Raw genomic sequence first — 21817 nt, 5'->3', positions numbered from 1 at the left:
TGTGTTAGGACATGTCGAAGAAGGAGATCACTTCATAGGCATATCCGGGCCGGTTCATTGCGGCGGTATAGTCGTTGCCGGTGAAGGAGATTTTGCTGCCGCTCCAGGTGACGCGCAGGTTAGCGGCGGCGGCGCCGTTAGAGGATATGTAGAAAGAGACGTTGGAGTTTTCCGTGAAGAATGCGACCGCCTGCAAGCCGATAATGATGACAAGCTTGGGCACAGCGTCGAAAGAGAGCTCCTTGGTTGTGGAGCCGTCTCCGGTGTAGGCGGAGGTCTGGATTTGACAGTTTCCCCGCCGTGCCACCGCCGCGTTCAGCGCCGCCACCGCCGCCGCTCTTGCGCTGGCCTCCGCCGCCCTGGCGTCCGCCGCCGCCTTGAGCGCCGCGTCGATTTTGGCGTTGTCCTCGTTGAAGTCAACCCGCCGTACGGCGTCATTTTCCTCCCACTGATTGAGACGGTAATTTTTCGTGTAGTTGCTAGACATAAAAAATCCCCCTTAACATGTAAAAGTAATTGAGCCCGAAAAAAGGCTCCTTTCGCAAAGGAGCTGTCAGCCGCAGGCTGACTGAGGATTGTATTTTGCGAAGCAAAATGTATGAAATAAACAAGATTTATGCAATTCTCATTTGCTGCGCACATTTCGTCTGCGACGAAATACAATCCACCGGCACGGCGGAGCCGTGACGGTGGGCCCTCTATAAAACACAGAAAAACGCCCCAAAGTGGGACGTTTGCATACATTTAATGGAAATGAGGGCGCACTGCGCCCTTTTTTCAAGATTCAGGGTTTACGAAATTTCAGCCAGCCTCTGATTTTTACAGAAAATAAAAAGCCCTGGGTGAATGGCAATCATCCACCCAGGGCTGTACAATATTGGTGCTGTTCCGGACCCGGCTGTGCTGCGTTTGTCGCGCTGTTTTTACCCGCAGAAGTCCTTGGCGGCCTCCACAATGTGCTCCGCCGACAGGCCGAACTGTTTGAGCAGGGCGGCGGCGGGGCCGGAGTGGCCGAACTCGTCGTTGACGCCGATGCGGCGTACGGGGGTGGGGCACTTCTCGGCCAGCAGGGAGCACACTGCCTCCCCCAGGCCGCCGATGACGGAGTGCTCCTCGCAGGTAATAATTTTTCCGCACTCCCTGGCGGCCTTGAGGACCAGTTCCTCGTCCAGGGGCTTGATGGTACACAGGTTGATGACCCGGGCGGAGATGCCCGCCTCAGCCAGAGCCTTGCCCGCCTCGATAGCCTCGTTGACCATCAGGCCGTTGGCAATGATGGCTATGTCGGACCCCTCCTGGAGGACCTCGCCCTTGCCAATCTCAAACTTGAAGGTGGCCTCGTCATGGAAAACGGGGACGGCCAGGCGGCCAAAGCGGAGGTAGACGGGCCCCTCATACTCATAGGCGGCCTTGACAGCGGCTCGGGCCTCCACGTCGTCAGCGGGGGACATGACCACCATGCCGGGGATGGAGCGCATGAGAGCAAAGTCCTCACAGCACTGGTGGGAGGCTCCGTCCTCGCCCACCGAAATGCCGCCATGGGTGGCGCCGATTTTCACGTTCAGGTGGGGGTAGCCAATGGAGTTGCGCACCTGTTCAAAGGCCCGTCCGGCGGCAAACATGGCAAAGGAGGAGGCAAAGGGCACCAGCCCCATGGTGGACGCTCCGGCGGCCACGGCGATCATGTTGCCTTCGGCGATGCCGCAGTTGTAGTGGCGGTTGGGGAAGGCCTTTTTAAAGGTGCCCGTCTTGGTGGCGCCGGCCAGGTCGGCGTCGAAGACGATCAGGTTGTCGTGTTCCCTGCCCAGCTCAGCCAGGGCCGCGCCGTAGCTGTCCCGGGTTGCGATCTTTTTCACGTCTGCCATCTTACATCGCCTCCACTTCCGCCAGCTGAGCCTTCAGCTCATCCATGGCAATTTTGTATTCCTCGTCGTTGGGGGCCTTGCCGTGCCAGCCGGCCTGGTTTTCCATGTAGCTGACCCCCTTGCCCTTGGTGGTCTTCATCACAATGGCGGTGGGGACCTCTTTGGTCTCCCGGGCCTGGGCAAAGGCGGCCTCGATCTGCTCAAAGTCGTGGCCGTCGATCTCAACCACGTTCCAGCCGAAAGACTTCAGCTTGTCGGGGATGGGATAGGGGCTCATAACCTGGTCCACGGGGCCGTCGATCTGGAGTCCGTTGTTGTCAATGACGGCGCACAGGTTGTCCAAACCGTAGTGACGGGCCAGCATAAAGGCCTCCCACACCTGGCCCTCCTGAATCTCGCCGTCGCCCAGCAGGGCGTAGACACGGCAGGACTTACCGGTGTGCTTGGCGGCCAGAGCCATACCGGCGGCGCAGGAGATGCCCTGGCCCAGAGAGCCGGTGGACATGTCCACGCCGGGTACAGTGTTCATGTTGGGGTGGCCCTGAAGGTAGCTGTCGATATGCCGCAGGGTGGGAAGGTCGTCCACGGGGAAGAAGCCCCGCTCCGCCAAAGCGGCGTACAGGCCAGGGGCGGTGTGGCCCTTGGACAGGACAAAGCGGTCTCTGTCCTCCCACTTGGGGTTCTTGGGATCGACATTCATCTCCTTAAAGTAGAGATAGGTAAACACGTCGGCGGCGGACAGGCTTCCGCCGGGATGACCGGCCTTGGCCCCATGGGTCCCCTCGATGACGCCCATGCGCACCTTGCAGGCCGTAGCCATCAGCTGCTTTTTCTCACTGGCTGTCATAATGCTCTCCTTTTATATGAAAATTTTCATCGGTTTCGCTGTCTCCTATTATAAAGCAGCCAGCAGGAAAAAACAAGTAGAACAGGTGCAAAACGGTTGGCTTTTATAGCAATCTTCAAAATTGCTGACACCGGAGCCACAGGCCGCCCCCACATATGCAGCAAAAGTGTGCTGACTATATCAGACCCTTACCTTGTCACTCATGCAGTACCACCACAAATTGAATTACGCCCTCCTCCGGGCACTCCGCCCGGAGGGAGCCGTGGTGTGCCTCCACAATACTCTGGGCGATGGACAGGCCGACGCCAAAGCCTCCTGTCTGCTTGGAGCGGGAACGGTCCGGCCTGTAAAAGCGGTCAAAGAGCTTGTCCAGCTGCGTTGTGTCCAGCCCGGCGCAGGGATTGGAGGTGCTGAGCACAACACTTTTTTTACCGCCCTCCAAACGCAGGCGGATACCGCCGCCGCTGTCCGCGTACTTGACCGCGTTGTCCAGCAAAATGGACACCAGCTGCCGTATGGCGTACTCGTCCCCACGGCTGGACAGACCGGGAGCGACGTCGATCTCCAGCGTGTGTCCCTTGGCGGCGGCAAAATCCTGGAAGGAGTCCGCCGTTTCCGCCACCACGCCGCTGATATCAAACCGGACAAAGCGCAGGGGCGGTTTCTCCTCATCCAGCCGGGCCAGCGTCACCATATCGTTCACCAGCCGGGTCATATGCTCGGTCTGCGCCTGGGCTTTGTCGATCCATTTCTGGGGGCCCACCTCCATCTCCAGCACCTTCAGGCTGGTGGCGATAACTGTCAGCGGCGTTTTCAGCTCGTGACTGGCGTCGGTGATAAACCGTTTTTGCTTCTCCACGCTTTTCACAGTGGGCTCGATGGCTTTTTTAGAAAACAGCCAGATGAGAATATAGACCAGAACCACACAGATGGCCGCCACCAGAAGAGAGATCAGCGCAAAGGTGCGGATGGAGTGCAGTTCCCGCTGGCAGTCCAGAAAGATCGCCATATACCGGTCTTCTCCAACGCAGGTTACATAATATTTGTAGTTCCCCGTATAGCCCATACCCTCACCACGGCTCAGGGCAATGGACAAAAAGCGGTCCGTGTCCTCCTCCTTCACGGCGGCGATATGCCTCATATCCGTGCGGTCCAGATCGCCGTCCCCGGCGTAGTACAAAACAAAATACCGGGTGGAGTAGGGGGTCTCGGGGGTAAACTGCCCCCTGGGGGGCTTTTCCGGCCTACCGCCGGGAAATTGGGGGATCATGCCCTGGTTTTCGTAAATCATTTGCAGGGTATTGCTGAGTGTCTGGTCTGTGGACAGATAGTTGAACACATTGATGGATGCTGTCATCAGAAGCACCACCAGGGTGACGGAGAGCATGGCGATCATAATGAATTTCCGGCGCAGTCGATTAATCATCCGGCGTCCTCCAGGGAGTACCCCAAACCCCGGCTGGCGCGGATGGTGACGGCGGAACCGGCGGCGCTCAGCTTCTTGCGCAGGTTGGAGATGTGGACCCAGACCACGTTGATCTCCGCCTCTGTATCCCAGCCCCACACTCGCTCCATAATCCGCTCTGCGGAGAGAATCACCTGGGGGGAGCGCATAAACAGCTCCATCACCTGGAACTCCCTGCCGCTGAGCCGCTCGGACCGCTCCCTGCACCGGAGGGTGCTGCTGCCGCAGTCCAGCTCCAGGTCACCAAAGCGGAGCACCGGGGGCTTATAATCCCCCGCCCGCCGCAGCATGGCCCGCACCCGGGCCAGCAGCTCGTCCGGGGCAAAGGGCTTGGGCAGATAGTCGTCCGCACCGGCGTTGAAGCCGGTCACCCGGTCATCCTTTTCCCCCCTGGCTGTGAGCAGCATGACGGGCGTGGACACCCCGGCATCCCGCAGCCGTGTCAGCACCGCCAGGCCGTCCAGCTTGGGCATCATAATGTCCAGGATAATGGCGTCATACTCCCCTGTTGAGGCGTAGTCCAAAGCGGCGGCGCCGTCGTGGACAGTGTCCACGGCGTATTGGTTTTTGGTCAAAAAGGCGGCCAGCACCTCCGCCAGGTCCAGCTCATCCTCCGCGACTAAAAGGCGCAAGGCAGTCCCCTCCGTTTCATAAACACATTATAGGGCAGACACCGGAGAACCGCAACTGTTTTCCAGCGTCTGCCCCTGTATTTTATAGCAATCGTCAGAATTGCTCTCACTTGCAGGGGCGGTGTCAGCAATTTTGAAGCTTGCTGTAATTCTTAACAAAACGATGTAATCGTTTTATCAGGAAGCCGTATTAAAGCGCCTCCCGGGAGGCGGTTCTGCCGCAGACAATATTCAAATTCCCGTTTCGACAGCGCAGCTCGTCCAGAAACTCCTTAGGAACCCCGCTGGCCTTTAGCACCACCCGGTAGTCCAGCTCATACAAAGTTCCCATGTTGCTGGTTTTTACCCTCTCCAGCCGGGCGGAGCAAACATACCGCTGAAACAGGTCGTCAAACAGGCCCTCATAGTCCAGATTCTCTGGAATGGTAATCTTCAATTCCCGTTCGTTCTCGTCCCCGCAGCCAAAGCGCAGCCGGGAGAGCACCAGGACAAAGGCGGCCATCACCATGAAGAACAGGGCCGCCAGAATTACATAGCCCATGCCGTTGGCCAGACCGATGGCCATAGCCAGAAAGATCATGCCGATCTCCTTGGCCGTGCCGGGGGTGGAGCGGAACCGCACCAGGCCAAAGGCCCCCGCCACTGCAACGCCAGTGCCAATGTTGCCGTTGACCAGCATGATGATGACCTGCACCACAGAAGGGAGCATGGCCAGGGTAATGACAAAGCTCTGGGTATAGCTGCTCTTATACATGCACAGCAGGGCAATTCCCAGCCCCAGCAGCAGGGAGGCCGCGGTACAGGCAAAAAAACCATAAAGCGTGATCTCTGTTCCGGTCATGATGGAATCAAGCACAGGCGCGCACCTCCCTCCCGGTGTTCCCGGGCCTGCCGCCGCCCAGGATGTTCTGGCGGTAGCAGGTTCCATACTTGGAAAAAGAGGTGGGGAAGACGCCGGTTTCGCTGAGCAGATGGGCCAGCCAGGCGGGGGCGGTGCCGGGAATCTTAATCTCCATCAAAATCTGGTCGGAGGGGAGAAGGGGCTCCCCGTAGTCCCCGGCGCGCAGGTCCAGATTCCGGTCCCGCCACCGCAGGTTTGTATCGAAGGTGACCCGCAGCTCCGGGTCCTCTATCCCGGCAAAGGCCGTCCGGTCGTAGGCGATAAACACCTTGGGCTTGGGGTGGTAAATACCCATAAACCAATCGATCTCGCGGCAGATCTGATCCTCCTGCTGGGGGATAACCCCGTTGTGGATGTAGGATACCGCGTCAGCGGCCTTCATGACCGTACGGCGCTTATAGACCACGCTGTCAAATTTTTTCTTGAGCTCCACAAACACCCCGTCCTGGCTGCCCGGGACGCCGTAGCTGCGCATCCGCAGCTTTTCTTTGTAGACGGGCTTTTCCAGAGAGGCCCGAATCAGCTGAAAATCGTCTGTGTCATAATAGATGTTGCAGATGGTATAGCGGCCAAACTCGTCGGCCCCCATCCGGTCCTTGATTCCCGCCAGCATCTGTGTAAGCTGATATGGCGTCAGCATATACTTTTTCTCATAGCGCTTGAAACAAAACTGTATTTTACCGGCCATGAAGAAACCTCCTTGTTGAATTCTGTGAACAGCATAGAGGCTTTTCCTAAAGTGAAGCTAAAGAAGTGAAACAGGAAGGTGAATATTTTGTAAACTTGGAAGAAGCGCCCCTGGCTTTTAAGTTCTCTTTAGGTTTGACGGGTATAAACTATACAAGCTTCAAAATTGCCGGCACCGGAGTTGCAGAGGCGGCCTGCGGCCGCCCGCAGAACCAAACGGGTATACCTGTAGCAGGCGGTCGAAGGCCGCCCTGCAGATGGAAGCGAATCTGATCATTGTTATAGATCACCCGCAAGACAACAACAAGGAGGCTTTCTTTATGAAGTATATCACAAAACGGATGGCGGCAGCGCTCTGCGCCGCCGCCATCCTGGGGACGCTGGCCGCCTGCGGAAAGGACGGCGGCACCGCGGCGGGGAGCGGCGCGTACACCCCCCTGTCTCTTTTAAATTCCACCTCAGCTTCCCCGCGTTCGCCTGCGGTTCTGGATTTAACGGGCGCCACCGTCATCACCCTCTCCGGCAGCGGAGCCAGTGTGGATGGGAAGGGCGCGGAAGCGAAGGGGAGCGTGGTCACCATCACCGCCGCCGGCATCTACGCGGTCAGCGGCTGTCTGGAGGATGGCCGCATTATCGTCAACGCCCCCAAGGAAGAGGTGACCGTGGCGCTGAACGGAGCGGATATCACCTGCTCCTATGGCAGTCCGCTGTACATCTATAAGGCCGGTACGGCCACGGTGCACCTTATGGAGGGGACAGAAAATACCCTGACGGACGGCGCTGTCTACAGCTTTGATGACGAATACTCCTCTGCGGCGGACGAGGAGCCCAACGCCTGCCTGTACAGCAAGGCGGATCTTTTGATCCAGGGAGCGGGGGCGCTGACGGTCCTGGCCAACTGCGACAATGGAATCACCAGCAAGGACACCCTGCAAATTTACGACGGCTCCCTCTGGGTCCAGGCCGCCAACAACGGCATCAACGGCAAGGACTCCCACACCATTGACAGCGCCGCCATTGCCGTCACCTGCGGGGGGGATGCCATCCGCTCTACCAACGACACAGACGAGACACTGGGCTGGGTCAGCGTGTCCAACTCCACCCTGAACCTGACCGCGGGGGAGGACGGTATCCAGGCGGAGACCGCTCTGACCATGGCCGGCGGCAGCTATACTGTCGTCTCCGGCGGCGGCAGCGGTGTGCAGCCCTCTGATGACAGCAGCGCCAAGGGCCTCAAGGCGGGAACTGTCCTGTCCCTGACCGGCGGAACCTATACGCTGGACTGCTCAGATGACGCGATCCACTCCAATGGAGATGTGACGGTCTCCGGCGGCACCTATACCATTTCCACCGGCGACGACGCAATCCACGCCGACGAGGCCCTCACTGTATCTGCCGGTGAGATCGATATTCTGACCTCCTATGAGGGACTGGAGGGCACTACCGTCTCGGTCTCCGGCGGGACAATCTACATTGTGTCCTCCGACGACGGCGTAAACGCGGCGGGAGGCGCGGATGGCAGCGGTTTTGGAGGTTTTGGCCATGGAAATGCCTTTGGCGGCGGCAATTCGGATTCCTGCATTGATATTTCCGGAGGATATCTGGTGGTGACGGCGGGCGGCGACGGTCTGGACTCCAACGGAAACGCCGTGATGTCCGGCGGCACCGTGATTGTGTCCAGCACCGGTCAGGGCGACGGCGCGCTGGACTACGACGGCTCCTTTACCCTGTCCGGCGGCACCCTGCTGGCTGTTGGCAGCGGGGCTATGGCCCAGGCCCCCAGTCAGGCCAGCCAGTACACCGTCTCCTTGGGCTTTGACAGTGCCCTCCCTGCGGGAACCTTCGTGAGCCTGGAGCGGGAGGGGCAGAGCCTCGCCTTTGCCCTGCCAATCAGCGGAAGCCACATTGTCTTTTCCTCACCTGAGCTGGAGGGGGAGGCTGTCTATACACTCTCCTATGGAGGGGAGTACAGCGGCCAGACGGTGGACGGCCTCTGCTCCGGGGGAACCTATTCCGGCGGCACAGAGGCGGCTAAGCTGACTCTTTCGGACTATATCACCACGTATGGCCGTGCAGGCATGGGAGGTATGGGCGGACGGCCCGGCGGAATGAAGGGCGGTATGCCGGGAGAAGACCGCGGCGAACCGCCGGCGGAGGGCTTCAATCCGGAGATGCGTCCTGGCGGCGAGGGCCGTGAAAACGGCGGCATGCGGAATCACAGCGGACAGGACGGCATCCCCGAGGGGGAGGGCGACGGCCGGGGAACACCGCCAGAAGACGGCTTTGCAAACACTTGACAGCCAATTACAGCAAATGTTAAAAATCCTGACAAACGGATTGGCCAGCGGGCCGCCGCCCCCGGCGGCCCGCTGGCCTCTATTATACCCTCTTCCAGATCGCCCCGCCGGGCAGGTCGGTAACCTCAATGCCCTGGGCCTTGAGCTCGTCCCGGATGCGGTCGGCCTCGGCAAAATTCTTGGCCTTTTTGGCCTCATACCGCTGGAGGACCAGGGCGTCTACGGCGGGGTCGCCCTCGCCGGTGACGGTGTACCCCCCCTGAGAGGCGGTTTTCTGCTTCTTTTGCTCCTCCCGGACCTTGGCGGCCTTGTCCAGCAGGGACAGGGACAGCACCTGGTCAAAGCTGTCCAGAACGGCCAGCCGGGTGGCGCCGTTGGTCTTGGCCTTGAGGGCGTCGTACAGGGCGGTGACGGCCAGGGCGGTGTTCAGGTCGTTGCCCACCTGTTTTTGGAACTTGTCCTTATACTCGGCCACAACCGCCTCGTCCACCGGACCGTCCGCCGGGTCCTGGGCGGCAACTTTGGCAATAAGCTTCTGAAAGGCCACCGTGGCGTTGTCCAGGTTTTCCCAGGAGAAGACCAGCCCCTTGCGGTAGTGGCTCTGAAGGCAGAAGAAGCGGTAGACCAGGGGGTCATACCCCTTTTCTTCCAGCAAAGAGACGGTGAGAAACTCCCCCTTGGACTTGGACATCTTGCCGGAGTTGGTGTTCAGGTGGTGGACGTGGAACCACTGTTTGCACCAGGGGTGGCCAATATAGCTCTCACTTTGGGCAATTTCGTTAGTGTGGTGGGGGAAGGCGTTGTCAATGCCGCCGCAGTGGAGGTCCAGATACTCGCCGTTGTATTTCAGCGAAATGCCGGAGCACTCAATATGCCAGCCGGGGTAGCCCACCCCCCAGGGGGAGTCCCATTTCAGGGCCTGGTCCTCAAATTTGGACTTGGTGAACCAGAGGACAAAGTCGTTTTTATTCCGCTTGTTCTGGTCCTCCTCCACGCCCTCCCGGACGCCCACCGCCAGGTCCTCCTCGTCGTGGTCGTTGAAGACGTAATACCGCTCCAGTTTGGAGGTGTCAAAGTACACGTTGCCCCCGGCCACATAGGCGTAGCCCTTGTCCAGCAGGCCCTCCACCAGCTTGATAAACTCGTCGATCAGCCCGGTGGCAGGCTGGACCACGTCGGGGGTTTTGATGTTCAGCTTGCGGCAGTCGTCAAAAAAGGCGTCGGTGTAGTACTGGGCGATCTCCATCACCGTCTTGTGCTCCCGCTTGGCCCCCTTGAGCATCTTGTCCTCACCGGTGTCCGCGTCAGAGCTGAGGTGGCCTACGTCGGTAATGTTCATCACCCGGTTTACGTCGTAGCCGTCGTAACGCAGGAACTTTTCCAGCACGTCCTCCATGATGTAGGAGCGCAGGTTGCCGATGTGGGCGAAGTGGTACACCGTGGGACCGCAGGTGTACATCTCCACATGGCCGGGGGTGTGAGTGGTGAATTCTTCCTTCTTGTGGGTTGCGGAATTGTATAATTGCATGGTATTTTCCTCCATTTTGTAATGTTATCTTTAAATCGGCTCCCCCAGCCCCTCCATGACCTCCATCAGGGCGGCGTAACTCTCCTCTGTCGCCCCGCCGTAGAAGCATTGGTATTGGCCGCCTACATCCATCACCACCACCAGGTTGTCCGGGCGGTTACTGTAAAAGGCAAGCTCATATTCCATCCAGTTTCTCAGCGTGACAGGGCGCTGAGTCAATTTCGTCCGGACGGTTTCCAATTCCTCGTCGGTCAGCCAGTAAAAGAAATAATCCTTTGGGCTATATTCCAGCCGCCAGACGGCCTCGTAAGTCAGGGCGGCCTCCAAAAACTCGCTGACGGTGGGGGCGGACAACTCCCAGGGGTCGTCGTCCTCCATCTGGGTGTACACCGGCGGGTCAGGGAGAGCCAGGTCCTCCCGGCGGATGCCTGACCGGCAGACACCTTGATTTTCACAGAACAGGAACAGATGGTCCGATTCGGTAAGCCAGCCCCATTTTTGATAGTCCTCCGGCAAAAGCCAGGTGTCTTGGCACTGGTTCAACTCTTTAGTACGGCCAAAGGTGCGCCAGAAGTCCTCCACCACAGCGGGGAGGGCGCCGAACCGCTCCTTCATGGCGGCAATTTCCTCGTCGGTACAGCCCTGGGGCCGGTCCACACCGTAGAGGTCGCGGACAAGTGTTTGCAGATCCATCTTGCAAGCTCCTCCTTAGTAGGGGCGGCCTGTGGCCGCCCGTATACAATTTAGTTTTCGTCTGACCGTCCCGCCAGATAATCCAGAGAGACACCAAAAAAATCAGCGATTCTGGAGGCGGCAGAAAGCGTTGGTTCAGATTCTGCGTATTCATATTTTTGGTAGGCACGCAGAGAAACTTGGATTTCTTTCGCCGCAAAAGTCTGTGAAACACCTTTGCTTTTTCGTAGAGAAACGAGACGTTTAGAAAAAGCAGACATTTAATCATTCCTCGTATATGCTGCCGAAAATCTGATTCCCCATTTCCAGAAAGAAACTGCCACACAGACACGGGCTGCTTGCCACAAGGCAGGTCAACTGACCGACCAACTGAAAGCCCTAAGCCCAGAAGCGAAGCGATGGATGGATGCGCGAAAGACAGAACAGCTGACGATCAACGGCAACCGGGAGCGGGCTGCCCTTCTTGCGGGGATTTCCATCGGTTTGGAGTTGGGGCGGTTATAAAGGTGCGTTTTTCGATTTCTTCTCCTCCAAATATTTTTCATCCAGCAGCTTTTCCACCAGCTCCAGCCGGGCGTTGAGGGCGTTGAGTTTTTCCAGGGTGGGGTTGTTTACGCTGGTCTGGTCCACGTCGTCAGCGTAGTGGGTGGCCCGGCCGGCGATGCGGACGATCTGGGCGGGGATACCCACGGCGGTGGCGTCCTCCGGGACCTCGGAGAGCACCACGGCGTTGGCGGCAATGCGGGCGTTGTCCCCCACCTTAAAGGGGCCCAGCACCTTGGCCCCGCAGGAGATGAGCACGTTGTTGCCAATGGTGGGGTGGCGCTTGCCCTGGTCCTTGCCGGTGCCCCCCAGGGTGACCCCGTGGTAGATGAGCACATCGTCCCCCACCTCGGCGGTCTCGCCAATGACAATGCCCATACCGTGGTCAATCACAAACCGCCGGCCGATTTTCGCGCCCGGGTGAATCTCAATCCCGGTCCAGAACCGGGACCACTGGGACACCCACCGGGCCAGGAACTTCCATTTGTGACAGTATAGCCAGTGGGCCAGCCGGTGATACAGGGTGGCGTGGACCCCCTGATACAGCAGAAAAATCTCCAGCTTGGACCGGGCCGCCGGGTCCCGGCGCTGGTAGGCCTCCAGCATCTCATTCAGGGCTTTGAACAATAGTATTCCCTCCTTGGGGGAGGCAAACAAAAAAACCTCCTACGCCCGCATGGGCATAAGAGGCGATTGCTCGCGGTTCCACTCTTATTTTTCGCTCAACTGGCCGCTATCGGGGCCAAACCGGACGGCATTACCCGCCGCGCTCCCGGACGCACTTCACACCCCTCCGCTCCAGGCCCCCTTTCAGCCGGTGAAGGGCCCTCTCTGCTGACCGGATAAGACGCTACTTTTCCGTTCCTTGCGCTGATAGTATAATATATTAACATTTTGACGGTTTGGTGTCAAGAGAATTGATTGCTTGACATAAAAAATTCCTCCTTAAAATGGCTGGCTCTGCCGGCGCGGCGCAGGACCGCCTTGATTCGGGCCAGCAGCACCAGGATATTGTAAGACTTGGTGATGTAGTCGTCGTCCTCCAGACTCAGAGCCCGCAGCTCATCGGCCGGACGTCCCGGCAAACAGGCGTCCTTTTCAGCACGAAAAGGGGAGGGCATCTCCAACGTGGAGACGCCCTCCTAACGGTCACTAACCAGCCAGCCTTCCCCTTGGAAAATAAGATCATCCAGATCAGCTCCGCCAGAAACAGGGGTTTCAGCGGGCAGGGGCAGTAAAATCTTGTTGTCGTTCATGCAGACTCCTCCATTTATAAATTGTGACTATTACAAGCCAGTATATGCGGCACTGAATGCAATATGTTCATATTCTGATAGAGCTTTGAAAAAATACTGCATCTGGACAAGCGTAGTCTACCAAATGTCTACCTCAAAACCCGCCAATCCCTTGCGGCGCAGGGATTGGCGGGTTTTCCATTTTCCAGGTCATCTACCAGGCGTCTACCGGTCTGTACTTTTTTATATCAAATCAGGTGATTTTCTCGGATTTTATACCGCTTTTGCAATATTCTATGCCATGCAAGAGGCGTGACACAAGTCTGTTTTTTGGTGGTGTTTAAAAAGTCCAGAAAAATTTGGTTAAAACGGAGAACTTATCGACACAAACGGCAAATATCAGCCCATATCCAGTCCCATCTCATCCATGGCGTGGCGCATGTGGACGGCCATGGCGTGGCGTGTTCCGTCGGGGTCGCGTTTGGAGAAAAATTCCATCAATAGAGCGTGGTCCTGGAGGGTATACTGGGCCAGCTGGCCGTCTTGGTCGCTGGAGACGATCGCTGTTTCCACCGCCTGGCTGATGACGGGCAGCAGACGGGTCATAAACTCGTTATGGGTGGCGCGGACGATGGCGGCGTGAAAATCACGGTCGGCCTGGGTGCGGTCTTTTCCCGCCTGGATGCAGGCGGCCACCCGTTCTCCCTGGGCCAAAATATCTTCCAGCTCCTCCGGGCTAGCCCGGAGGCAGGCCAGGGCAGCCATTTCCGGCTCAAAGACAGCCCGCAGCTCGAAGAGGTCCCGCAGCTGTCCTCTCACCTGGTCCAGGGAGGAGAATCCAAAATCGTTAATCTCATTTACCCGCTGGGAGACGAAGGTGCCCCGGCCCCGGCGGACCTCCAGCACACCCTGGGTCACCAGCTCCCGGATGGCCTCTCGCAAAGTGGCGCGGCTAATCCCCATCTCCTGGGACAGCTCCAGCTCATTGGGCAGCTTCTCCCCGGGGGACAGCTTCTTTTCCGCCGCAATCAGGCTGTACAGCCGCCGGGCGGTCTGCTGGGACAGGCTTTGTTTTTCCATAAAGAACACCTCAAATTTTCCTTGACTTCCATACTCCCATGATATATTATATTGTCATACAATTCAAGAGTTATCAGACAACTTTTGAGAAAAATTTGGAGGTCCTGTTTATGCGCTCTGATGTGGTAAAAAAAGGTATCCCCGCCGCGCCCAACCGTTCCCTGCTCTACGCCCTGGGCTACACCAGGGAGGAGCTGGAGAGGCCCCTGATCGGCGTGGTCTGCTCCTATAATGAGATTGTCCCCGGCCACATGAATCTGGACAAAATCGCTGAGGCCGTCAAGGCCGGTATCCGGGCTGCCGGGGGAACCCCGGTGGAGTTCCCCGCCATTGCTGTGTGCGACGGCATTGCCATGGGACATGTGGGCATGAAGTACTCTCTGGTCACCCGGGACCTGATTGCCGACTCCACCGAGGCCATGGCCATGGCCCACCAGTTTGACGGCCTGGTGATGATCCCCAACTGCGACAAAAACGTCCCTGGCCTGCTCATGGCGGCGGCACGGGTAAACGTCCCGACTATCTTTGTCTCCGGCGGGCCCATGCTGGCCGGGACACTGAATGATGGCCGGCGCACCTGCCTGTCCCACATGTTTGAGGCGGTAGGCTCCTACTACGCTGGAAAGCTGGACGAGGCCGGGGTGGAGGAGTATGAGAACAACGCCTGCCCCACCTGCGGTTCCTGCTCCGGGATGTACACCGCCAACTCCATGAACTGCCTCACCGAGGCCATTGGCATGGGACTGCAAGGCAACGGCACCATCCCCGCTGTCCACTCCGCCCGGCTGCGGCTGGCCAAGCACGCCGGTATGAAGATTATGGAACTGGTGGAAAAGGATATCCGCCCCCGGGACATTATGACGCAAGCCGCCTTCCACAACGCCGAGACCATTGATATGGCCCTGGGCTGTTCCACTAACACCATGCTCCATCTGCCCGCCATTGCCCACGAGTGCGGCATTGAACTCAGCTTTGACATGGCTAACGAGATTTCTGACCGGACCCCCAACCTGTGCCATTTGGCTCCCGCCGGTGACACCTACATGGAGGATCTGGAGCGGGCCGGCGGCGTGTACGCTGTGATGGCCGAGCTGGCCAAGGCGGGACTGATCGACACCACTCTGCCCACCTGCACCGGTAAGAGCGTGGCTGAAAATCTGGAGGGTGTGGTCAACCGCAACCCCGAGATTATCCGCCCCATTGACAACCCCTACTCCAAAACCGGCGGTATCGCTGTCCTCAAGGGCAACCTGGCCCCTGACGGCTGTGTGGTGAAGCAGTCCGCCGTGGCCCCCGAGATGATGCGGCACGAGGGTCCCGCCCGGGTCTTTAACAGCGAAGAGGAGGCCATTGAGGCCATTTATGCCAACAAAATTGTGGCGGGTGACGTGGTGGTCATCCGCTACGAGGGCCCCAAGGGGGGCCCCGGCATGCGGGAAATGCTCAACCCCACCTCCGCCATTGCCGGCATGGGGCTGGACAAGGATGTAGCCCTCATTACCGACGGCCGCTTTTCCGGCGCCACCCGGGGAGCCTCCATTGGCCACGTCTCCCCCGAGGCGGCCTCAGGCGGCAATATCGGCCTGGTGGAGGAGGGCGACCTCATCACCATTGATATTCCCGCCCACACCATCACCCTCAAGGTAGACGACGCCACCCTGGCCGCCCGCCGCGCCAAGTGGGTCTGTCCCGAACCCAAGATCAAAACCGGCTATCTGGCCCGGTATGCCAAGCTGGTGTCCTCCGCCGACAAGGGCGCGATTTGGGGATAACCTATTCTGCAGGGACGGCCTTTGGCCGCCCCTGCAGATGGCAGAAAATCTGATGATTCCTGTAATTTGAAGTCCGCCTTCCGGCGGACTTCTTTTTTTGAAAAAGATATAAAGTTTACTTGACACAAAATGTAAAGCGTGCTATACTACCAGGTAGTAAAGCGAACTTTACATTTTTGAGTGCGAAGGAAGTGGTCCGGTGACCAACAAAATTTCCGCCCTGCGCAAGGAGCGGCGCATCTCCCAGGCCGAGCTGGCCGACGCGGTGGACGTCACCCGGCAGACCATCATCTCCCTGGAGAGCGGCCGGTACAACGCCTCATTGCTGCTGGCCCACAAGATTGCGAAGTATTTCGGCATGACCATTGAGGAAGTATTTCTGTTTGAGGAGGAGATTCCATGAAAGACTGTTTGAAAAAAGCGGCCCCCTATGTGATGCTCGCGGCGGCCTGGGCTCTGATTCTGGCCACGTTCCTGCTGGGGGAGCGGATCAAGGAGCAGCTCAGCCTTTTGCTGTTTACCCTGGGCGGTGTGCTGATGGGCTTTGGTGTGGTGGGAATTGCCCTGAGCCTCATCCGGATGTCCCCAGAGGAGCAAAAGGAGTATGAGCGGAGCGAACACGATGAACGGAACGTGGCCATCCGAGAAAAGGCGGCCATGTCCTCCTGGTACTGGACGCTGTACATGCTGTGGGCGGTGTTTATGGTCATCCAGATTTTCGTAGGCGGGCTGTGGGGCGTGGCCGTGTCCGTCGTGATCGTGCTCCACTGTACCTTCTATATGATCAACATTCACCGCTGGAACAAGAAGATGTAAGGAGGACTCCGAATATGCTGGTAAAACAACTTTTGACAGGCGGCGGGGACTATAAAAAATCCTTAAAACAGCGCCGCTGGGCAGCGATAGGAATGTTAGTCATTGGACTGGTGGGCTTCGTGTGCTATTTTCTGCTGGTGCCGGACAGCCATCTGTCCGAGCATGCCCAGGGGTTCTACCTGGGGGCGGCCAGCGGCATCACCGCCGGGGCTTTGATTCTTTTTATCCGCACGCAATATCTGCTCACCCATCCCCAGGCCCAGCGGAAGGCCAAAATCAAAGAGACGGACGAGCGGGAGATGCACATCATGCGCACCGCTGCGCAACTAGCGGGGGGACTCACCATTTTCGGGGTGGTGCTGTCCCTGTTCATCGTCCTGCCCCTGAGCATGGAGGCATACTACGCCCTGACGGGGGTCGTATTCTTCTACGCCGCCGTCTTTTTCCTTTCCAGCCTGTGGCTGTCCAGAAAGCTGTGAGCCGGCGGCTGGCGCTGACCGTCACGCCGGAGCTGGCGGGTACCAAGGTGGATACCTTACTGAAGCGCCATTTGCAGCTGTCCGGGACGGTGGTGCGCCGCATCAAATGGCTGGAGGACGGCATCCTGGTGGATGGGGTCCGGGTGAACACCCGGTTCTGCCCGGAGGCGGGGCAGGTGCTGTCGGTGCGGCTGTCCGACCCGGTCCGAAACAGCGGCATCGTCCCTGCGCCGGGACCGCTGGATATTGTCTGCGAGGACGAGGACCTGATCGTTCTGAATAAGGCGGCGGGGGTGTCCGTCCACCCCGGACCGGGGCATTTTGACGATACTTTAGGTAATTTTTTGGTGTATTATTACGAAACGTCGGGGCAGGAGGCGGATTTTCATCCCGTCCACCGGCTGGACCGGGGGACCAGCGGGCTGATTGTGTCCGCCAAGCACCCCCACGCCCAGGAGATATTGAAAAATCAGCTCCACACCGAGGACTTCCGCCGGGTCTACCTGGCGGTGTGCGAGGGGGTCCCGGCCCCTCCCGCCGGGGTGATTGACGCCCCGCTGGGCCCCAGGCCCGGCTCCCTCATGGAGCAGATGGTCCGCCCCGACGGCAAGAGCGCCCGCACCAGGTACAGGGTGCTGCGCCGCTGGGGGGACCGGGCGCTGGTATCCCTGGAGCTGGAGACGGGCCGCACCCACCAGATCCGGGTCCACATGGCCCACACCGGCCACCCGCTGGCGGGAGATTTCCTCTATGGCACCGAAAATCAGGAGCTGATTGGCCGTCCGGCACTCCACTCGGGGTATCTCTCCTTCCTCCATCCCATTACAAAAGCGAAGCTGGAATTTTCGCTTCCGCTGCCGGAGGATATGGCCCGGCTGAAACTGTAAATTCTCACAAAAAGCTCTGGTAATCTTGTCCCCCCTGTGGTACAATGGTAGATGTAAAATTTCAGCCACTGGAGGTATGTCAATATGTCCTATCGCGATACTTACGAGGCCTGGCTGGCCAGTCCTGTCCTCTCCGGCGAGGAAAAGGCCGAGCTGGAGACCATCAAGAACGACGAGAAAGAGATCGAATCCCGCTTCTTCGACCAGCTGTCCTTCGGCACCGCCGGCCTGCGGGGCACCATGGGAATGGGCACCTACCGCATGAATATCTACACCGTCCGCCACGCCACCCAGGCCTTTGCCCAGGTAATTCTGGCTGAGGGTCCCGAGGCGGTAAAGCGGGGGGTTGCCGTGTGCTACGACTGCCGGAATAACTCCCCGGAGTTTGCCCAGGCGGCGGCCAGTGTGCTGGCCTGCAACGGCATCCCGGTGCGGCTGTTTGAGTCCCTGCGCCCCACCCCCGAGCTGTCCTTCGCCATCCGGGAGTATGGCTGCATCGCTGGTATCAACGTCACTGCCAGCCACAATCCCAAGGAGTATAACGGCTACAAGGTCTATTGGGAGGACGGCGCCCAGCTGCCCCCTCAGCACGCCGACGAGGTGGCCAAGATCATGAAGGAGCTGGACGTGCTCACCGGGCCCAAGCTGGGGTGTGCCGCTCCCGCCCCCATCACCATGATGGGCGAGGAGACGGATGAGAAGTTCCTGGCCAATGCCATGTCCCAAGTCAATGACAAGGCGGCGGTGGAGAAGGTGGCCGGCACCTTCAAGATGGTCTACACCCCCTTCCACGGCACCGGCCACAAGCTCATCCCCGAGGCCCTGAAGCGGCTGGGTATGAAGCACGTGATCTGTGTCCCTGAGCAGATGGTCATTGACGGCAACTTCCCCACCGTGGTCTCCCCCAATCCGGAGAACCCCGAGGGCTTTGAGCTGGCAGTGAAACTGGCCAAGGAGAACGGTGCCGACTTCATTCTGGGCTCCGACCCCGACGCCGACCGGGTGGGCATCATGGTCAACACCGGAAACGGCGAGTTCAAGGTGCTCACCGGCAACCAGACCGGTGTGCTGCTGCTGGACTACCTGATTGGCGCCATGAAGCGGGTGGGCAAGCTGCCTGAAAAGCCTGTCGCCCTGAAAACCATTGTCACTACCGAGATGGCCCGCAAGGTGGCTGAGGTAAACGGCCTGCAATGCTTTGATACCTTCACCGGCTTTAAGTTCCTGGCCCAGAAGAAGGACCAGCTGGAGGGCTCCGGCGCGGGCAATGTGATTATGTCCTACGAGGAGAGCTACGGCTACATGCTGGGCTCCTTTGTCCGGGATAAGGACGCTGTCACCGCCTCGGTGGCCCTGTCCGAGATGGCCGCATGGTACGCCGGTCAGGGCATGACCCTGTACGACGCCCTGCTGTCCCTGTACAAGAAATATGGCTACTACAGCGAGCGGACCATGAACCTGGTCATGCCCGGCCTGGATGGCCTGAAGAAGATGGCTGAGCTGATGGCCAACCTGCGGGAGAAGCCCCCGGTGGAGATCGCCGGCGTGGCCGTGAAGGAGCAGAAGGACTACAAGGATGGCAGTGTGGTGTCTGTGGCCGATGGAAACAAGTCCACTATGGAGCTGTCCGGCTCCAACGTCCTGCGCTACGAGATGGCCGACGGCACCAGCCTGATTGTCCGTCCCTCCGGCACCGAGCCCAAGGTCAAGGTGTACATCCTGGCCAACGGCGCCACCAAGGAGGAGTGTGACGCCAAGGTGGAACAGTACGCCGCCTGGGCCGAGACTTTGAAAGGCTGACAAAAAAGCCTCCCGCTTTGAGGGAGACTTTTCAAGAAAAAGAGCCCGCTTTCACATGGAAGCGGGCTCTTTTTGCTGTTATTTCAGATCCAGGGCCTCTTTTACCTTGTTGATAATGTGAGCTCCGATATCCCGGGAGGCGTCCAGGGTCTGGGCGCCCAGGTGGGGGGTGACGATAAAGTTGTCACACTCAAACAGGGGGGAATCGAAGCCGGCATCCTCGGTGAGGCCGCCGCCGGCCAGCTCGTTCTCCATAACGTCGGAGGCGTAGCCGCCAATCTTTCCGGCTTTCAGGGCCTCGTACATATCCTTTTCGTTGACGATACCGCCACGGGCCATGTTCAGCACCACGGCGTCGTCCTTCATCCCGGCGATAGACTTGGCGTTAAACAGGTCCTTGGTCTCGGGGGTGAGGGGCATGTGGATGGTGACAAAGTCAGACACCTTCAATACCTCTTCAATGGACATGCTCTTGGCGTGCTGCTGCTCAAAGACCTCGGCGGGGAGGTAGGGGTCATAGGCCACCACATCCATCAGGAAGGCCCGGGCCAGCTCGCCCACACGCTGGCCAATGCGGCCAAAGCCCAGTACGCCCAGAGTCTTGCCCCGCAGCTCGCGGCCCACAAACTTGTACTTATCCCAGTTCTTGTTGATCTTTACGTCGTTGCAGGCGGGGATGGTGTGGCGGGACATATCCAGCATCTTGGAAATAGTCAGCTCAGCCACGGCGTTGCCGTTGAGGCCGGGGGCGTTGAAGACCTGCACGCCGTTGGCCTTGGCGGTGTCCATGTCAATGTGGTTCAGACCCACGGAGCATACGCCGATTACCTTCAGCTTCTTGGCGGCATCCAGGATGTCCTTGTTGATGGCGGGGTCCACACGCATAATCAGGACCTCGTAGTCGCCAATCATGCCGGCAAGCTCCTCCTGAGTGGGGAGAATCTTGGTATCAACCTCCATATACTTGCCCAGTTCCTCAGAGATGGCGGGGGAGACGACGTCGATGATAAGACATTTCATAAGCCAACATTCCTTCCTGATTCATTATTTTGGGCCGCGGCCCAGATTATACCGTTTTCTATTGCCTATTATGCCATATTTTTATCGATTTGGGAAGTACATTTTTGTCGAGGGTTGCCACAGTTAAACAACTGTGGTATAATGACCTATACACCAAAAAAGGCGGGGTATTTTTGTGAATTTTCAACATTTAAAGTACTTTCTTATGGTGGCAGAGGAGCTGAACATCACCAGGGCAGCTGAACGGCTGTACATCTCCCAGCAGTCGCTGTCCAACCACATTGGCAACCTGGAACGGGAGCTGGATGTGAAGCTGTTCACCCGTTCACCCAAGCTGTCGCTGACCTATGCGGGGGGGCTGCTGGTGGACACGGCCTCCCAGATTCTGGATCTGCACAGCCAGTATCTGTCCAAGGTGGGGGACATCAACAAGCAGTACCTGGGGGTGCTGCGGGTGGGCATCTCCCACACCTGCGGACTGGCGCTGCTGCCCAATGTCCTGCCCAAATTCCGGGCGGAGTTTCCCCAGGTGGAGTTCTCCCTGTTTGAGGGCAACTCCACCCAGCTGGAGGATGAGCTGTCCCACGGGCGGGCGGACCTGATTATCTGTTTTCAGCCCATCATCATGGAGGGGGTGGCCACCATCCCGCTGACGGAACAGCGGCTGGTGATGGTGGTGCCCAGAACCTTTACCGACCGCCTGTTTGGCACGCAGTCGGAGGAGATACGCCGCCAGTTTGCCGAGGGGGCGGATATCCGGGCCTTTGAACATCTGCCCTTTGTGCTGATTAAACGGGGCAACCGCACCCGGAACATTGTGGATCAGTATTTCAGCCGGTACTATGTCAAGCCCCAGCTGATTCTGGAGACGGAAAACACGGTCACTACCCTGGCTATGGCCCAGGCGGGTGTGGGAATTACCATCTGCCCGGAGCTGTTCCTGCGGGCTATCCCCGCCCCCACTGCGGAGTCGGCGGGCGTGGACTTCTTTCCCCTGACCGATCCCTCCACATTCAGCAAGCTGGTGGCGGGTTACCGGAAAAGCCGCTACCTGTCCCATTTCGGACAGCGGTTTATTGAAATTACAAAGGATATCCTGGAACCGTAGGCCCGCCAAACGGCGGGCTCTTTTTTAAAAAAGGGCGCAATGCGCCCTCATTTCCATTAAATGTATGCAAACGTCCCACTTTGGGCAATGTCAATAAGTTAAGCAAGCAATAGACAACCGGAAGCGTGAATTGTTAAAAAAAGGGGGGCAACAAAGGAGGAC

22 protein-coding genes are annotated in these 21817 nt (G+C 58.6%); 8 read left to right on the top strand and 14 right to left on the bottom strand.

Going from position 1 to position 21817, the window contains the following annotated elements:
• Positions 1-4: 4 nt before the first annotated feature.
• The 7 genes from NFS22_RS16575 to NFS22_RS16545 form a co-directional block, all read right to left on the bottom strand.
• The gene (locus NFS22_RS16575; protein WP_251318818.1) at positions 5-487 is read right to left on the bottom strand and encodes a hypothetical protein; all 483 of its coding nucleotides are present in this window, start codon (positions 485-487) and stop codon (positions 5-7) included.
• Positions 488-923: 436 nt separating this feature from the next.
• Positions 924-1865 carry a transketolase family protein gene (locus NFS22_RS16570; protein WP_251318817.1) on the bottom strand — a complete coding sequence of 314 codons (942 nt, stop codon included), beginning with the start codon at positions 1863-1865 and terminating at the stop codon, positions 924-926.
• 1 nt (position 1866) lies between these two features.
• Positions 1867-2712, bottom strand: coding sequence for a transketolase (locus NFS22_RS16565; RefSeq protein ID WP_251318816.1), 846 nt, complete (start codon positions 2710-2712; stop codon positions 1867-1869).
• Between the two features lie 196 nt (positions 2713-2908).
• Complete coding sequence (locus NFS22_RS16560) at positions 2909-4138, bottom strand: sensor histidine kinase (protein ID WP_251318815.1); 1230 nt, start codon at positions 4136-4138, stop codon at positions 2909-2911.
• On the bottom strand, positions 4135-4809 hold the full coding sequence (locus tag NFS22_RS16555; protein ID WP_251318814.1) for a response regulator transcription factor: 675 nt from the start codon (positions 4807-4809) through the stop codon (positions 4135-4137). The genes NFS22_RS16560 and NFS22_RS16555 overlap by 4 nt, the downstream gene beginning before the upstream one ends.
• A 190-nt stretch (positions 4810-4999) precedes the next feature.
• Positions 5000-5665, bottom strand: a complete 666-nt coding sequence (locus tag NFS22_RS16550; RefSeq protein ID WP_251318813.1) for a DUF4956 domain-containing protein — start codon at positions 5663-5665, stop codon at positions 5000-5002.
• On the bottom strand, positions 5658-6398 hold the full coding sequence (locus tag NFS22_RS16545) for a polyphosphate polymerase domain-containing protein (protein WP_251318812.1): 741 nt from the start codon (positions 6396-6398) through the stop codon (positions 5658-5660). Before NFS22_RS16545 ends, NFS22_RS16550 begins: the two co-directional genes overlap by 8 nt.
• A gap of 319 nt (positions 6399-6717) precedes the next feature.
• Here NFS22_RS16545 and NFS22_RS16540 point away from each other — a divergent pair, with 319 nt between their 5' ends.
• Positions 6718-8694 (top strand): carbohydrate-binding domain-containing protein, encoded by a 1977-nt coding sequence (locus NFS22_RS16540; protein WP_251318811.1) that lies wholly within the window; start codon positions 6718-6720, stop codon positions 8692-8694.
• 82 nt (positions 8695-8776) lie between these two features.
• On the opposite strand, the gene cysS is transcribed toward NFS22_RS16540, so the two are convergent.
• The 6 genes from cysS to NFS22_RS16510 all read right to left on the bottom strand — a co-directional run bounded on the left by cysS (position 8777) and on the right by NFS22_RS16510 (position 13773).
• Positions 8777-10222, bottom strand: coding sequence for a cysteine--tRNA ligase (cysS, locus tag NFS22_RS16535; protein ID WP_251318810.1), 1446 nt, complete (start codon positions 10220-10222; stop codon positions 8777-8779).
• Between the two features lie 30 nt (positions 10223-10252).
• Entirely contained in the window at positions 10253-10915 is a 663-nt protein-coding gene (locus tag NFS22_RS16530; protein WP_251318809.1) for an SMI1/KNR4 family protein, read from the bottom strand.
• Positions 10916-10965: 50 nt separating this feature from the next.
• Positions 10966-11175 carry a helix-turn-helix domain-containing protein gene (locus NFS22_RS16525; RefSeq protein WP_251318808.1) on the bottom strand — a complete coding sequence of 70 codons (210 nt, stop codon included), beginning with the start codon at positions 11173-11175 and terminating at the stop codon, positions 10966-10968.
• 238 nt (positions 11176-11413) lie between these two features.
• Positions 11414-12064 (bottom strand): serine O-acetyltransferase, encoded by a 651-nt coding sequence (cysE, locus tag NFS22_RS16520; protein WP_251318832.1) that lies wholly within the window; start codon positions 12062-12064, stop codon positions 11414-11416.
• Between the two features lie 302 nt (positions 12065-12366).
• Entirely contained in the window at positions 12367-12543 is a 177-nt protein-coding gene (locus tag NFS22_RS16515; RefSeq protein ID WP_251318807.1) for a response regulator transcription factor, read from the bottom strand.
• Between the two features lie 549 nt (positions 12544-13092).
• The gene (locus tag NFS22_RS16510; RefSeq protein ID WP_251318806.1) at positions 13093-13773 is read right to left on the bottom strand and encodes a FadR/GntR family transcriptional regulator; all 681 of its coding nucleotides are present in this window, start codon (positions 13771-13773) and stop codon (positions 13093-13095) included.
• Between the two features lie 110 nt (positions 13774-13883).
• On the opposite strand from NFS22_RS16510, the gene ilvD reads away from it, so the two are divergent.
• From ilvD to NFS22_RS16480, 6 genes are all read left to right on the top strand, one after another.
• Complete coding sequence (ilvD, locus tag NFS22_RS16505; protein ID WP_251318805.1) at positions 13884-15545, top strand: dihydroxy-acid dehydratase; 1662 nt, start codon at positions 13884-13886, stop codon at positions 15543-15545.
• A 199-nt stretch (positions 15546-15744) separates the two neighbouring features.
• Positions 15745-15948 (top strand): helix-turn-helix transcriptional regulator, encoded by a 204-nt coding sequence (locus NFS22_RS16500; RefSeq protein ID WP_251318804.1) that lies wholly within the window; start codon positions 15745-15747, stop codon positions 15946-15948.
• Positions 15945-16361, top strand: a complete 417-nt coding sequence (locus NFS22_RS16495; RefSeq protein ID WP_251318803.1) for a hypothetical protein — start codon at positions 15945-15947, stop codon at positions 16359-16361. The genes NFS22_RS16500 and NFS22_RS16495 overlap by 4 nt, the downstream gene beginning before the upstream one ends.
• Positions 16362-16375: 14 nt before the next feature.
• The gene (locus NFS22_RS16490) at positions 16376-16840 is read left to right on the top strand and encodes a hypothetical protein (protein ID WP_251318802.1); all 465 of its coding nucleotides are present in this window, start codon (positions 16376-16378) and stop codon (positions 16838-16840) included.
• A complete protein-coding gene (locus NFS22_RS16485) occupies positions 16837-17727 on the top strand; it encodes an RluA family pseudouridine synthase (protein ID WP_251318801.1) in 891 nt (296 codons plus the stop codon). Before NFS22_RS16490 ends, NFS22_RS16485 begins: the two co-directional genes overlap by 4 nt.
• A gap of 84 nt (positions 17728-17811) precedes the next feature.
• Positions 17812-19527 carry a phospho-sugar mutase gene (locus NFS22_RS16480; protein ID WP_251318800.1) on the top strand — a complete coding sequence of 572 codons (1716 nt, stop codon included), beginning with the start codon at positions 17812-17814 and terminating at the stop codon, positions 19525-19527.
• A gap of 78 nt (positions 19528-19605) precedes the next feature.
• Here NFS22_RS16480 and NFS22_RS16475 read toward each other — a convergent pair whose 3' ends face one another.
• Entirely contained in the window at positions 19606-20547 is a 942-nt protein-coding gene (locus NFS22_RS16475; protein WP_251318799.1) for a D-2-hydroxyacid dehydrogenase, read from the bottom strand.
• Between the two features lie 175 nt (positions 20548-20722).
• On the opposite strand from NFS22_RS16475, the gene NFS22_RS16470 reads away from it, so the two are divergent.
• On the top strand, positions 20723-21655 hold the full coding sequence (locus tag NFS22_RS16470; RefSeq protein ID WP_251318798.1) for a LysR family transcriptional regulator: 933 nt from the start codon (positions 20723-20725) through the stop codon (positions 21653-21655).
• The last annotated feature ends 162 nt before the right edge of the window (positions 21656-21817 follow it).

The organism is Flintibacter muris, assembly GCF_943192995.1.
GTDB classification, from domain to species: domain Bacteria; phylum Bacillota; class Clostridia; order Oscillospirales; family Oscillospiraceae; genus Lawsonibacter; species Lawsonibacter muris.
The sequence above is the reverse complement of the archived record's forward strand: the minus strand, read 5'-3'. Positions and strand labels throughout refer to the sequence as shown.